We start from the raw sequence: 14,578 nt of genomic DNA on the forward strand, positions 1-14,578 counted from the left end.
AAAATTAAATAACTTTAATGTCACATTACAATTTTGTTTTGTTAAAGCAGGTTGCACTCTAGATCAATCTGAAGGAATGTCTCAATTTTAGAGACATTCCTTTTTTTCTAGCCCTATAATATTTAATTTCTTCTTGAAAAACATTATTCTCACGACATAGAGTAAAAATAAATGATGTTATACAGACAGAAACATCTTACGAGTTAAGTTAATAAATTCATCTAAAGGTGGTGTCATCCATTTATCCTTATGCCAAGCAATTTGAGTATAAAGCGGTGATGAAGAAGCATTCCACGGTAATTCCTTTAATCGTCCCTCTTCAAGTTCTTTTTTTACAACCATCTCAGGCAGTAATGCCACGCCCAAACCTGCAATTACACATTGTTTGATGGCCTCTATACTGGCAAATTCTATTTTATCTAACGGGTAGATTCCAAGAGAATTTAGGGATTCTTCGAACATATTCCTATATGAACAACCAGCTTCTGTGAGTAATAGCGTTTCATGCTTCAGATCATCTATTGAAAAAGCTGATTTAGGTTGGTTTGGTGTGATAACTAGTTTTAACTCCTCTTTGATAAGCTGCTCCACTCTTAACGATCCTTCAGGCTTCCTTTTATCCATAATAAAAGCAACATCTAATAATCCCTCCATAAGGTGCTTTCTCGCCATTTCGTCAGAATGTGCAGGTTTAAATACTAGTTTAACTTTTGGAAATGCAGCCTTGAATTCTTTAAGAATTGGAGGTAATCGATAGGTACACTGACTCTCCTGAGCCCCAATTGTTAGAATGCCAGATAGTTCTTCTTCTCCGTTTGCAGCCGTAATCGCTTCTTCACTTAAACGAATCATTTTTTCAGCATATGTTTTAAATTGATATCCGGCATCTGTTAAAATTAATCTTTTTCCTAAACGCTCAAATAAGGGTTTGCCAATCTCATCCTCAAGGGCTTTGATTTGAGCCGTTACACTTGATTGTGCAAAATTCAATATTTTTGCCGTTTGGGTAAAGTTCAAATTTTCTGCGGCGATCTTAAAAGTAATCAGCTGTTTAATTTCCAATTCGCTCACCTCCTCTTAATCGTAATTATCGATTGATTCAATCGAAATAATCCGTTTTATTGTTTCTGAGTTTCATTATAAAATAGTAAATACTAACTAACAAATCAACTACAAAATGGAGGAATTACTGATGACCATTGCAGTTATTTACGGTGGAAGCCGTCCAAACGGGAATACAGAGACGTTGACAAAGTTAGCGACTCAAGGCTTAGTTGTGGAAGAAATATATCTGAAGGAATATTTAATAGAACCGATATTAGATAAACGGCATGCAGAGGAGGGATTTCCCGAAGTGAATGATGATTACAACGTCGTTATTGATCGTATTCTTCCGCATGATATTCTTCTTTTTTCTACACCGATTTATTGGTATAGCATGTCAGGAATAATGAAAAATTTTATTGATCGTTGGTCCCAGACTTTAAGAGACACCAAGTATCCCGATTTTAAAAAGCAAATGTCTCAGAAAAGAGCATATGTCATTGCAGTGGGTGGAGATCAGCCATACATTAAAGGTTTACCAATGATTCAGCAGTTTCAACATATCTTTGACTTTGTAGGGACAACTTTTGAAGGATATATTATTGGAGAAGGAAACAGACCGGGTGATATTGCACAAGACTTGAAAGCACTGTATGCAGCGGAACAACTTCGAAAAAAATTACAATAATGCTTCAGGCTGAGTTCCTCACGCTATTAAATCGGTATTCTTAACTCTACTTGCAGGTAGCAACAAAAACAAAAACCATTCTATATTGAATGGCTTTTTTCTTTATCATAATTTGATGAAGTACGAGAATGTGTTAATTTGCGGTCTAATATTTTTTTAGTGACTGGCATAAAGTAATTAAGTATTAGTCCGCCTAAACAAACGGTTAATAAAGTACCAACGCCAATCGGCCCATTAAAAATCAATGCCATGATCAAGAATACGAGATAAATGAATGTTCTCGAAAAAAATATATTTGTTCTAGTTATTTCTTGTATGATTAATGTTAATCGGTCAACTGGTATTGGTGCAAAATTTGTGTGTAAATAAATGGCAGTTCCAAATCCTATTACAACTAAGCCGATTCCAAAACAAACAACTTTGTTGAACCATAGTTCAGGTGTTATCAAATTGTGTAATAAAAAAAGCCACATATCAATACCGACACCCGTTATAAATGCTGTTAATAACCCCAGAACTTCAGGCCTTTGTCTTTTTAAAAGTGAATTACAACAGATTAATATGAAAGCGATAATGATTTCCCAGCTTCCCACGGTAAGCCCCACATTTATGGACAGTCCTACCAAAAGTGCATCAAAAGGTGATGTTCCAAGATCTGATTGTATAGTCAAAGAAATACCAAAGGTTAATATTAAAATTCCTAATACAAAATAAACATATTTCACTCCACTCGACCTCTTTATCGTTGTGTTTTGTTGCAAATACAACAAATTTAAGTTAAATTTAATATATGCTAAATTTATTGCATATGCAACAAAAATATGTGCCTAAGGAGTTAATTATGAAGGAAATTCTTCGTGAAATTGGAATGATAGCAAGAGCATTAGATTCAATAAGCAATATCGAATTTAAAGAATATGACCTTACAAAAGGGCAGTATTTGTACCTTGTGCGAATATGTGAAAACCCTGGAATCATTCAAGAAAAGGTAGCTGAGATGATAAAAGTTGATCGAACAACTGCAGCTCGTGCTATTAAAAAACTTGAAATGAATGGCTTTATTGAAAAGAAAGATGATGAACATAACAAAAAAATAAAAAAACTCTTTCCAACTGAAAAAGGAAAAAATGTTTATCCTTTCATAAAAAAAGAACATGATCATTCGAATAGTGTCGCATTAACAGGATTCTCCGAAAGAGAAGCAGAAACCATTTTCAACCTCCTTCAGAGAGTAAGAAAAAATATTGAAAAAGACTGGGAATTAATAAAAAAGGGAAACAAAAGAGATTACTAAATATATAAAGGAGCCATATCTAAATGACAATAAAGTTAAAAAAGTGTACCCATGAAGATTTACAAACACTCCAAGAAATAAGTATTGAAACATTCAACGATACATTTAAAGATCAGAATTCACCCGAAAATATGAATGCCTATTTGGAAAGAGCATTTAACTTAAAACAATTAGAAAAAGAATTATCCAATATGTCTTCGGAATTCTTTTTTGTTTATTTTCATAATGAAATGGCTGGATATTTAAAGGTCAATACCAATGAAGCACAGTCTGAAGAAATGGGTAAAGAATCATTTGAAATCGAGAGGATCTACATAAAGAACAAATTCCAAAAACATGGGCTTGGTAAATATCTGCTAAATCAAGCTATGGAAATTGCAATGGATCGTAAGAAAAAGAAAATCTGGCTAGGCGTATGGGAAAAAAATGAAAATGCTATTGCTTTTTATAAGAAAATGGGGTTTGTTCAAACTGGGGCTCACTCCTTTTATATGGGTGATGAAGAACAAACGGACCTTATAATGACCAAAACACTTATATAACAATAAATCCTTCAATATATTTATTAAGAAACAAGTTTTAGTCCTACAGCTTCAAAGAAAGCAGCAACAAATACTTTCATCCAATCTGTATTCATTTAATAAACACCTCCAATTTTATTCTTTCCAAAAAGCAAAAAAAGCCTGAGAGAAAACTGTTACATTTTCTCCTAGGCTTTTATCCCTCCGTGACACAGTAAAAATGCGAATTTATCTCGGACTAGAACAACAACGTGTTCTAATTTAATTATGTTGCTCAAGGCATTGATACACTGCCATCATATCTCGTTTATTCAACTCACGTATACGATTGAAAATGGGAATATGTGCAACAGCTTCTGTTAATAAGCCTTCATCTACAACATCACTTACTGTTCCAGTTAACCATGTTTTTACTTGTATGCCATCAACAAGCTCCTTTAGGCCATCATCATTGATGCCACTTGCATAACAACTTACACATGGAATGGTTAATTTAAACACGCCATCATGGAGATTATCTTCTGATATCACTTTCTTCCCTTTACAGAATGGACATGGATGGCTTTTTTTAATTTTATTAATTTGGGTAATTAATTTTTTGTAGCCAAACGCTTCATAGACATAAGTTAGTTTTTTGTATTTTCCATTGGTGAAATACTTATCTATGATCGTTTCTCTCGTCTCAGTGATATTGGCAAAATCACTGATGGTGATTCGATTATTAAGGCTGATGGATTCGATATTGCCGCTAATACTGCCCCAGAATGGTAAGACATTTTGTAATACCATTTCATAACCCGTAAAGCTTGCTAGTTCTAGTTCAAGCATTTTCAGCGCGACTTGTGTTTCCCTAGGCAGCAGAGAGACGTCTTCTGTCAAAATCATATCTCCGCCTACAATAGACTTCAATTTTTCCAGTTCAGGTAAGTTCCCAGTTATTTTCAATACTTGGTCAATCGGCTGATTGATTATTTCACGAATATCTATATCTCCAAATTTAAGCGGTTTATGATGGTTTAAAACAGTACCCTCACAAATTGGACATGTAATCATTTCTTTAGAAGCTTTCATTTGCTCCTTAATGATTGATTTTGAAACAACAATATACATACCAAGGATCGTATTAAAACCGACCCATGTTCTACGTGCCTTGCCTTTCTTATCATAAAATGACTTTTCAAAATACCCGTACCAAAATGTATGCTTTTCTTCATCTGACATCTCATGATAGCTTTTTGTTAAATCTTGACCAAGTTCATTCTTAATTTCTTCAAATAGAAATTCTAACTTTGGATATTGATAAAATTTTAATACTTCCATTATTTCTGGATAGAATAGACCATCCCAGAATGGAAGATTTTTGTCTTGAATGACAAGATCTTTATCAAATATTTCAATCTTAAGACGTCCTGAGCATGATGGGCAATGATTGTCCGGAGAAAAGAAATCAAATCTCCTCGTATCTTTATTAGTCGGATGAGCTGCTACAATATAGTTGATCAATCCACCCATTTCATAGAGAAAACTATATTGACTATACAAGTGTCTTTCTAAATCAATTGCGATCACAGGTGCGATTTTGTCAGATTCGTATTCACCATAAATTAAGCGGGCCATTGATGATAAGCTTTTTAAGATGCCGCCCTTATAGACGTTTTCTGCCTCTTTAAAGTAGGCAATATGATTTTCTTTTAAATAGGTAATTCCATTTTGCTGCTTGAGTGTAGAAGAAATAGGCGATGGTGCAGCGGTCGCATCGATTTTTTTAAGACGATAATAATCATCGTGACTGACAACATCAAGATGCTCCACAGGTGCAAGCTGTCTTTTACCAAAGTCAACGATAAAATCGGAGTTTGCTAGCATATATGAATTATGTTCGATCATGATGATAGAGACGGATTCATCTTGCAGAATGATTCTTATGCTATCAATGAATTGATTTAAAATATTTTGTGATAAACCTTTTGAAGGTTCGTCAAATATAAAAAGCGTATGTGGATTTCTTGAGTTAGCAAACAACTCAGAAACTAAATGGACACATTGAAATTCACCAGTTGATAAAGACTGTGTTTTTCTTTCTAATGTCAAGTAACCAAGTCCAAGTTTGATTAATAAGCTTAAGCGTTTATGTACGATGTCTTCTTTTGGCAGTTCATCAATAATATCTTCAATCGAGCGCAGAAAAATATCATCAATATCTTCACTATATTTTGTGAGCTTCTTTTTAATATCAAGAAAAGTTGCAACAGTTGACCGGCTCGTAATCGATTGGTTTCGATCTTGACCTACCATAACGAGTTTATCTTTCTTGTATCGCTTCAGAAAATCTTGAGCTATGCATTCATTGATAAGTGTAGATTTCCCGCATCCTGATTCACCCGTAACGGTTACCAGTCTATTTTTTGGAATCTGAAATTCTGCCATTTGGATATTCCGGCAATATAAATCATGAAATTGATAGTATTCTGTTGGCGTTGTTTGATTTCGTTCCAGAACGATTGGCTCGGGACGAGGAGATACTTCTACAATTTTTCCACCATATTTTCCGCTGCCAGGTCCGAAGAACAATTGCTCATTCGTTGTATCGAGCACTGTGTCTGAATGATCAATGAGCCAAATTTGATTCTTAAAGCCTAAATGTTTAATCTGTTCTAAAATGTTCAATAGTGTTTGGTGATCAAGACCAACAGAGATTTCATCAATAATAATAACGGTATTTTCACTTACTGCCATAAACTCTGCCAAGTAAAGACGTGTTAATTCTCCACCTGACAATGTACCCATAATGCGATTTAATGTTAAGTAACCAATATTCATATTGATAATGTTTTTAAGAATATTTTGTTTCCCTTCACTAAGATTTAGAGCATCTGCTAGTGAAAGAATGGTTTCAACGCTCAAGTTATTGATATCGGAAATATTATGTGGCTGATCCAATAATTCAATCGTATATTGCAGGGTTTCTTGATTATAGCGCCTTCCCTCACACTTTGGACATTCGACATTATTATTAGTACCGCGGCCTTTACACTTAGGACACCAGCCTAATTCATTATTAAATGAAAAGACTTCTGGGGAAAGATCGTATTTTTCGGCAAGTCTTCCACGAATCTCTGTAAATACGCCAGTATGCGTGCCAATTGTTGAACGCGGATTGGAAGAAATGGATGATCTTCCGAGAAAAAGTACTAAAGGCATCTCTTCCATCTTGATGGCACTGAAATTAGTTTCCATAATATTTGGAAATAAGTACTGATATTCAGCCTTTGGCAATAAGGAAACGAGACGCTTCTTGGATTCTTCACCAATGGTTTGACAAAATGTAGTTTTACCAGATCCGGATAAACCAGCAATTCCGAGCGTCTGATCTTCCGGCAAGACGGCATCTAAACGGTTAATATTGTTGGCAATTAATTGATTTATTTTCATTGGATATCATCTCCATTCTCTAAATCTAGTATTGCCATGTTAGCACAACTTCAAATGAATTTGTTGCGTTTTTTTCGAATCGGCAACCTTATACTAATGGTAGACAAATTTCTTAGCGATGTTAAAAATGGGGGAATTGGGCTTAACTTTGTAACCGCGTTTTTTTCCTGACTCTACCCCACCTTGAGAAAAAAAGATTACCCAGCGTGGAGCAATTTATGCTAACCGTGTTTCAAGTTTTTAAAAGGTTGATCTTACATGTTTTGTAATGATCCATTATGGACTCGTCCTTTTTCCTTAATTAACTAATACCATTGCATTAACAATGTTTTTCTACCGTTTATAGAAGCTTTTGATTTTTCTCAGCATTGATTTATCCTTTAAAAGTCTGAAAGGGACAATAGAAGGGGCAAGATTCACTTCAATAATCCAAATATGTCCCTTCTGATCACATCCTACATCAAGTCCGAAAGTAAGTTGGCTAGAATAATAGTTACCTAATGTAACGGAAGTTAGTAGAGAGACTCTGTCAATTTCGGATAAAATAAATTGGAGAGGGACCTCGAATAATGAAGAACGAAAGCTAGCCTCCTCTATGGTTAAAACCTCTCTGGCCACATTTGTAACAATAAAATGTTCAGCTGCTACTTTACATACCTTACCTGTTACGTTCCATTCCGTTGAACCTTTTCTTCTCTGTACCATAACTCTTATGTCAAAAGGATTTCCATCGATATGAGCCAAAGGGATTTTCTGTTGAACAACGTAATACTTCCTTTTCGGTTTTTGATCCATTAGGTATCGATATGTTTGATCTCTACTGGAGAAGGTTATCTTTTTAGCTTGATTGTGAATTTGAAAATGGTCCTCTCCTAATTTAGACACTTGTATGACACCATATCCGAAACGTCCCATACATGGTTTCACTATTACTACTCTATGGCGGTCAAGTAACTCCCATAACGATTCTTCCGTTAGCAATTGGGTTTCGGGCAAATGTTCCGATAGTAGCTTCTCATCTCTCAATACCCGATGTATTATCCATTTCCCCCCATTTCTCCCCATTGGTTTCACCACCTTTTCATTTTTCATTACATCGTATTCACAGGAACATTATTTTCTTGGACAATCTTTTAACAAGCAGAGGGTTTTGAATAATAAAAAAATGATAATCAACGTTGTCTTGTCTTTAGTTTCGGCAAGTTGTTTTATTTGTGCTAAAAAGTAAAATTGTGTTAAAAATAATTACATAAATAATTGAAAAGTTGAAAGTAGGAAAATGAATGAGTACAGTGATAAAACAAAAACGCAATAAACTGATGATGGTTGTACGGGCACTATTGGTTGTTATTGGGGGATTTATAACTGCATATGGGCTAGAGGCGGTATTAATCCCAAACCAAGTATCAGACGGTGGTGTGACAGGACTGAGTATCGTTGGCTCACAATTGATTGGATTACCCCTAGGACTTCTAATTGCATTATTAAATATTCCCTTCGTATATTTAGGATATAAACAAATTGGTAAAAGTTTTGCTGCTTTTTCGGTTCTCGGTATAGCTTCACTAGCAGTTAGCACCAGCCTTATGCATCATGTAACAACCATAATTCAAGGGGACACATTATTAATAACCGTTGTTGGTGGGATTATCATCGGTTTTGGAATGGGATTAGCCTTACGTAATGGCGGGGCATTAGATGGAATTGATATGTTAGCCGTATTGCTTTCTCGAAAGTTACCTTTTGGGACAAGTGATCTAATTCTATTTTTAAATATGTTTGTTTTTATTGTCGTATCAACAATATTTGGTCTGCAAGGAGCCATATTATCAGCGATTGCCTACTTTATAGCATCTAAAGTCATTCACATTGTTGAGGAAGGTTTAAGTGGCTCGAAAACCTTTAAAATTATCACTACTGAACCTGAATTAATGGTTAAAACCATACGTGAGAGATTGGGCCGTGGAGCAACGTATACGCTGACACTTGGCAGTTATTCAAATGAGCAATTCAAGGAAATCACTTGTATCATTAACCGTTTGGAAGAAAGCAAAATGAAAGAAATCATAAATGAAATTGACCCAAAATCCTTTGTAGCGATATACGATGTATCAGAAGTGCAGGGTGGCAGCTTCATAAAGCGCGATATTCATTAAAAAAGCGCAATCCACAGGCACTGTTCTAATTATCTGATTTTAGAAAAACAACCTTGTTAGGCGAGTGAAAAAGGATGTTATAAATCAGAAAGACTTAATCGGAGAAGTGACGTTCCTATTACTTCTTTCTAATATAATTCAGGAATTAAATGAACAGAGGGGATATGTAAGTGGATAGAAGAATACAAGAGTTAATTGATTTCACAAAGATAAAGTTTGGTTTAGATCATTACTACTTACAACGCCATAGCCTTTCTCGAAACGTCAACATCTTCAATGAGACGGTTTATATACTTTGTATGGAATGGTTTCCTAATGATGTAACTGAACAAGAGGATGATGATTCAAACCCTGAAGGAACAGCAGTTATTGAGATAAATGTGAATACTCGTAAGTTTGAGAGTGCTATTTTCGTAATGGGGAAGACATTTGCAAAGGGTGGGATTACATTTCCCAACCTAGATACAAACACAATAATAAAATGGATTGAACGAGAAACTGGATTAACATATGGGAAGCAATTTCAATTACATAAAGAGGGCGAAGGAGAACTTCAATTTAAAGAATGCTTTGAAGGTGTAGCAGTGTCTCCTTCTGGATTTATTGATGTTAAATATAATCAGGAAGGAAAACTCACTTCGTTTTCTGTACATGGTCAATTTCCTTCTGAAGAAATAGTTAAAGAAGAAACTTTTAAGCTTTCCCTTGGAAAGGTGGAACATTTGGGGAAGGAACAATTGAAATTGATTGAATTTCCTTCCTATGAAAAGGAAAAAATATTTTCTGTTTATATGGTCGAAGAGATTTATGTTACGAATGATGGAACGTCTACGATTCCATTTGAAATAATAGCGGATGTAAGGTCGTTTTTGAAAATAGGTAAAACTATTTCTTGGAATAAACCAATTAATGAACCATTTATAAGAAAAGAGATTAGTTGGATTGAAGATGTCACGGTTGATCAAGCATTTTCATGCGAGCCAAGTCCTTTTTCATTCCCAATCACAAAGGTAGAACAAGAGAAATGTGAGATGGCAGTAGAGGAGTTATTAAGACGGGAATATCCGAAAGATACTGGAAAATGGATGCTTAAAACTCTACATCGTGACAAAGGATATATTCATGCAATATTGAGGGCTAACCACCAGGATAATCTTGTCTTTCAAAGAAAGTTGATGATTATGATTGATGCGAGAAGCCTTCAAGCAGCAAATTACATGGATAACAAACCAATGTTGGAGAGTTATGATCAATTTCAAGCGCCTGATAAAGTAACGATCACGAAAGATGAAGCATTTGAAAAAATCAAGGAATTGTTTGAGCTCAAACCTTATTATGTATATGACTTTAAGCAAAAACAATATGTTTTATGCGGAAAAATTGATTGTCATCATGGAGTAAATGCAGGAAGCGGTGAAGTTATTTCATTAGATGACTTATAGTTTTATTAGTTGAGGAGGACATTAAATCCGCTATTTTTATTAAATGACTATAATTTAGGGGCTTACCGGACACTGAGTACGTTATTTACGAAAAAACACAGGAAATCGCTATATTTTTACAAAATAGCGGAATCAGTGTCCATAAACATTTGGAATTAACCCACTTTGACACAAATAAAGGAACTGATGTCCGCTAAGCTCAGATAGAAATAACCTTAGGTGCGGTGCCACACTAGTCAACGTTCTTACGGTTAGGATATTGCCTGATTTAACCTAGATAGAATCAAGAATAAAAAACTTCACATGATTGTACAAAATAATAGACGAAGAAGTAATATCTTGACATATAAACAATTTTGTAATAAATTATCTTTAATTCAAGATAGTTTATTTTGAGATATGTTAAAAAGAAAGTTCAATGTGAAATTGTTGAACAGATTAATGTAATCCTAAAAGGAGTATGTTCACATGTATATAGTTGCTGTCGGTCTCAGCCATAAAACAGCACCCGTGCAAATTAGGGAGAAATTTTCATTTCATTCTTCTCAACTCGGTAATGCAATGAAAGCACTGAAAAGGAAAAATGGAATTATTGAAAATGTTATTTTGTCCACTTGTAATCGAACTGAAATTTATGCAGTGGTTGATGAGCTTGAGATGGGTAAGACTCAACTTGAAGATTTCCTTTCAGAATGGTTTCAAATCGAAAAAAAAGAATTTTTACCTTATTTGTTTTTCTATATACACGAGCTAGCCATTAAACATTTATTTGAAGTTACATGTGGTTTAACTTCAAAGGTGTTAGGCGAAACCCAAATCTTAGGACAAGTTCGAACGAGTTTTTTGCTTGCGCAACAGGAAAGGACAACTGGGACTGTCTTTAATCATACTTTTAAAAAAGCAGTCACCCTAGGAAAACGGGCTCACACAGAAACAGAGATTGGCAGTAGGGCTGTTTCAGTCGGTTATGCAGCTGTGGATGTAGCAAAAAAGTCCTTTGTAGGATTTCAAGACCTATCCATCCTTATTATCGGTGCCGGTGAAATGGCAGAATTGCTTCTGAAAAATATTAAAAGTAATGGAAAAAATAAAATTACAATCATGAATAGAACTTTTGAGAAGGCAAAGGTATTGGCAGAACAATACGGTGCTGAACCAATGCCGATAGAAGAGCTGCCAATTAAAATGATTGGAACAGATATTATCATTAGTGCTGCGTCTGCAGAGAGTTTTATCATTAACCCAAAAATGATTAACACAAGTAAGTCTCAATTATTTATAGACTTATCTGTTCCTCGAAGTATTAATCCTGATACCAATGAAATAAAGAATGTTACTCTTTACAATATTGATGATCTCCATGACATCATGAGTACTAACCTATTAGAACGGAAGAAGGCTGCAAAGAAAATCATGTCACTAATCGAGGGAGAAATGGATGAGTTTTTTAATTGGGTGAATTTATTAGGTGTAGTCCCTATTATCTCTGCACTTAATAATAAGGTCTCAATGATCAAAAAAGATACCATGGCAAGCTTGTATAGGAAACTTCCAAATCTATCCGAACACGACAAAAAGGTATTAGAAAAGCACATGAATAGTATTGCGAACCAAATGTTAAAAGAGCCTTTATCCTATATTAAAGAATTAGCGGGGTACTCTGATTCAGATCAGGAGCTAAATGTAATTAGTAAGGTGTTTAATATTAAGGAATCAATAGAAAAATATCGTGAAGAACAGACATCCCTCACAAGTTAATGCTATATAGAATCTCTAAATGGTGGCAAGTATAATATATATTTTATCTTTAATATGAGATATTTGAGGTGAAGAAAATGATTCAAACATTTCCGGCAACATCCCGCTATTCCGTAAAAAACGACTGGTTAGAGAGCAACTTGAGTTTTTCGTTTGGTGAATACTATGATGAATCCAATATCCAGTTTGGCCCGCTTCGTGTTTTTAATGACGATACCGTACAAGCTGGAAAGGGGTTTGGCATCCATCCGCACAGGGAAGCAGAGATTGTATCCATTGTTTTGAAGGGGCAGCTTAAACATGAGGATAGTCTAGGGAATACGGGGATCCTACAATTTGGAAATGTTCAGCGTATGACCGCTGGAACAGGTGTCCTTCATTCTGAAATGAATGCTTCTTTGGAAGAGGAATCTAGCTTTTTACAGCTATGGTTTAAGCCTGTTCAAAAACAATTAACACCGTCCTATGAAGATATTGAATATAATGTTGATTCTATAAAGAATCAGCTGTTGCCTATCGTTTCTTCAAACTCCATTAATGGAGCGGCGAAAATTCATAGTGATGTTACCTTATACTTATCCAAATTAGAGGCTGGAAAAGAGATTATCTATCAACAAGAACAAGATAGAAAAATGTTTGTGTTTGTTATTGAAGGAGAACTTCTTTTAAACAATGATGTGATTGTTGGGAAAAGAGATAGCGCACGAATTACCGAACAACCCCAACTTACCTTAAAGTCAACTAAAGAAACCTTCTTTTTATTGATTGATTTAGGTGGTGAGTAATATGTTATTGATTCGTCATTCGATCGGAAGCCGCCTTTTTTATCAAACAGATGACTATAAGATACAGACAACTGGTGATAAGTGGAGTATTTATTTTTCCATTTCAGAAGAAGAGGCAAGCGAGATTATCAAATTTAAAGAGGAATTAAACTTATTTGATGTAGAGCAAAACCAAAAGACTTGGTACTATTCTTCAGATGCAAATATTGAGTATAACAAGAATCAAATAATTATTACTGCAGACCATAAAACAGTCTATCCAGTATAGAAATAACAAAGAGAGAGGAACATGAAAAATGACAAAAATCGCTATCTTACTAGGCAGTCTTAGAAAAGAATCTTTTTCAAAAAAACTAGCAGCAAATGTTGCATCTTTATTCTCTGCAGGATATGAAGCTGAAATAATAGAGATTGGGAATTTAGCTTTATATAATCAGGATTTCGATGATGAAAACAACGTTCCAGCGGAGTATACTTCATTCCGTAATAAAATGAAGGAAATTGATGCCGTTTTATTTATAACGCCAGAATATAACCGTTCTGTACCAGCTGTTTTAAAGAATGCCCTTGACGTAGGTTCTCGTCCATATGGAGAAAGCGTATGGAATGGTAAACCGGCTGCGATTATCAGCCAATCTCCTGGTAATTTAAGTGCATTTGGCGCAAATCACCATTTACGCCAATCTCTTGTTTTCTTGAATATGCCACTAGTTCAACAACCTGAAGCATATATTGGGAATGTTGCAGCATTATTTGATGAAAATGGAAATGTTAAAGATGAAGGAACAATCAAATTTTTAAAATCGTTTGCAGATGCGTTTGTTGATTTAATTAAGAGATATCAAAGCTAAAGATAATCAAATCTTATGGACTCAATCCAATTCCAGGGTTGGGTCTTTTTTATCAAATACGATTTTGTGAAAAATAATAGGGTTGTTGACAAAAGTAAAAATAAGTATTACTATTATCTTGAATTCAAGATAAATAAATTTGAGATTATTGGGGGTAAACTAATGGAGAGAACATGCACGAATTTGCCCTTTCTGATATTAATGCAAACATCTAAAGAAATTCATGAACAAATAAAAGAAGAAATGGCGCAAAATAAATTAAGTATAACGGAATTCTCCGTTTTAGAGGTACTATACCAAAAAGGGAAACAAACCATTCAGCAAATTGGAAAGCGCATTTTAATCTCAAGCAGCTCAATGACCTATTGTTTAGACAAGTTAGAACAAAAAGGATTACTGAGCAGAACGGCCTGTCCAGACGATCGCCGAGCGATACATGTGTTATTAACTGATGAGGGAAATGAATTAATGAAGGAAATCATGCCTAAATATCATGAGTTAGTTGATGGTCTTTTTGATTCACTAAATTCTGAAGAGGCAGAGACATTAGTGCATCTTTTGAAAAAGGTAAGGAATAGGGTATAAAGTTAGATTTTTTATGATAATA

At 34.7% G+C, this 14,578-nt stretch carries 14 protein-coding genes; 10 read left to right on the forward strand and 4 right to left on the reverse strand.

Annotated elements, in window-relative coordinates; all coding sequences use genetic code 11:
- Window positions 1–177 precede the first annotated feature (177 nt).
- Window positions 178–1,062: a LysR family transcriptional regulator gene (locus V7122_RS03390; RefSeq protein WP_335346676.1), complete on the reverse strand. Its 885-nt coding sequence runs from the start codon at window positions 1,060–1,062 to the stop codon at window positions 178–180.
- 130 nt (window positions 1,063–1,192) lie between these two features.
- Here V7122_RS03390 and V7122_RS03395 point away from each other — a divergent pair, with 130 nt between their 5' ends.
- Window positions 1,193–1,732 carry a flavodoxin family protein gene (locus V7122_RS03395; protein WP_335346677.1) on the forward strand — a complete coding sequence of 180 codons (540 nt, stop codon included), beginning with the start codon at window positions 1,193–1,195 and terminating at the stop codon, window positions 1,730–1,732.
- 80 nt (window positions 1,733–1,812) lie between these two features.
- Here the strand turns inward: V7122_RS03395 and V7122_RS03400 are convergent, their stop codons facing one another.
- Window positions 1,813–2,457 (reverse strand): YczE/YyaS/YitT family protein, encoded by a 645-nt coding sequence (locus V7122_RS03400; protein WP_335346678.1) that lies wholly within the window; start codon window positions 2,455–2,457, stop codon window positions 1,813–1,815.
- A gap of 116 nt (window positions 2,458–2,573) precedes the next feature.
- Between V7122_RS03400 and V7122_RS03405 the strand changes: the two genes are divergently transcribed.
- Window positions 2,574–3,026 (forward strand): MarR family winged helix-turn-helix transcriptional regulator, encoded by a 453-nt coding sequence (locus tag V7122_RS03405; RefSeq protein ID WP_335346679.1) that lies wholly within the window; start codon window positions 2,574–2,576, stop codon window positions 3,024–3,026.
- Between the two features lie 23 nt (window positions 3,027–3,049).
- A complete protein-coding gene (locus V7122_RS03410; protein ID WP_335485710.1) occupies window positions 3,050–3,568 on the forward strand; it encodes a GNAT family N-acetyltransferase in 519 nt (172 codons plus the stop codon).
- Between the two features lie 240 nt (window positions 3,569–3,808).
- On the opposite strand, the gene V7122_RS03415 is transcribed toward V7122_RS03410, so the two are convergent.
- Together V7122_RS03415 and V7122_RS03420 are read right to left on the reverse strand one after the other, a co-directional pair.
- A complete protein-coding gene (locus V7122_RS03415; RefSeq protein WP_335346681.1) occupies window positions 3,809–6,979 on the reverse strand; it encodes an ATP-binding cassette domain-containing protein in 3,171 nt (1,056 codons plus the stop codon).
- Window positions 6,980–7,312: 333 nt separating this feature from the next.
- On the reverse strand, window positions 7,313–8,044 hold the full coding sequence (locus tag V7122_RS03420; RefSeq protein WP_335346682.1) for a YheC/YheD family protein: 732 nt from the start codon (window positions 8,042–8,044) through the stop codon (window positions 7,313–7,315).
- A gap of 218 nt (window positions 8,045–8,262) precedes the next feature.
- On the opposite strand from V7122_RS03420, the gene V7122_RS03425 reads away from it, so the two are divergent.
- The 7 genes from V7122_RS03425 to V7122_RS03455 all read left to right on the forward strand — a co-directional run bounded on the left by V7122_RS03425 (window position 8,263) and on the right by V7122_RS03455 (window position 14,556).
- Window positions 8,263–9,135, forward strand: a complete 873-nt coding sequence (locus V7122_RS03425; RefSeq protein ID WP_335346683.1) for a YitT family protein — start codon at window positions 8,263–8,265, stop codon at window positions 9,133–9,135.
- Between the two features lie 170 nt (window positions 9,136–9,305).
- Window positions 9,306–10,577, forward strand: a complete 1,272-nt coding sequence (locus V7122_RS03430) for a hypothetical protein (RefSeq protein WP_335525812.1) — start codon at window positions 9,306–9,308, stop codon at window positions 10,575–10,577.
- Window positions 10,578–11,045: 468 nt separating this feature from the next.
- On the forward strand, window positions 11,046–12,335 hold the full coding sequence (gene hemA, locus V7122_RS03435; RefSeq protein WP_335525813.1) for a glutamyl-tRNA reductase: 1,290 nt from the start codon (window positions 11,046–11,048) through the stop codon (window positions 12,333–12,335).
- A 77-nt stretch (window positions 12,336–12,412) separates the two neighbouring features.
- Window positions 12,413–13,120: a pirin family protein gene (locus V7122_RS03440; RefSeq protein ID WP_335525814.1), complete on the forward strand. Its 708-nt coding sequence runs from the start codon at window positions 12,413–12,415 to the stop codon at window positions 13,118–13,120.
- Between the two features lies 1 nt (window position 13,121).
- Complete coding sequence (locus V7122_RS03445; protein ID WP_335525815.1) at window positions 13,122–13,388, forward strand: hypothetical protein; 267 nt, start codon at window positions 13,122–13,124, stop codon at window positions 13,386–13,388.
- 28 nt (window positions 13,389–13,416) lie between these two features.
- The gene (locus V7122_RS03450; protein WP_335525816.1) at window positions 13,417–13,971 is read left to right on the forward strand and encodes an NADPH-dependent FMN reductase; all 555 of its coding nucleotides are present in this window, start codon (window positions 13,417–13,419) and stop codon (window positions 13,969–13,971) included.
- Between the two features lie 162 nt (window positions 13,972–14,133).
- Complete coding sequence (locus V7122_RS03455) at window positions 14,134–14,556, forward strand: MarR family winged helix-turn-helix transcriptional regulator (protein ID WP_335525817.1); 423 nt, start codon at window positions 14,134–14,136, stop codon at window positions 14,554–14,556.
- Window positions 14,557–14,578 lie beyond the last annotated feature (22 nt).

The sequence above is a fragment of the Bacillus sp. JJ1532 genome (genome assembly GCF_036965085.1).
Lineage (GTDB): Bacteria > Bacillota > Bacilli > Bacillales > Cytobacillaceae > Cytobacillus.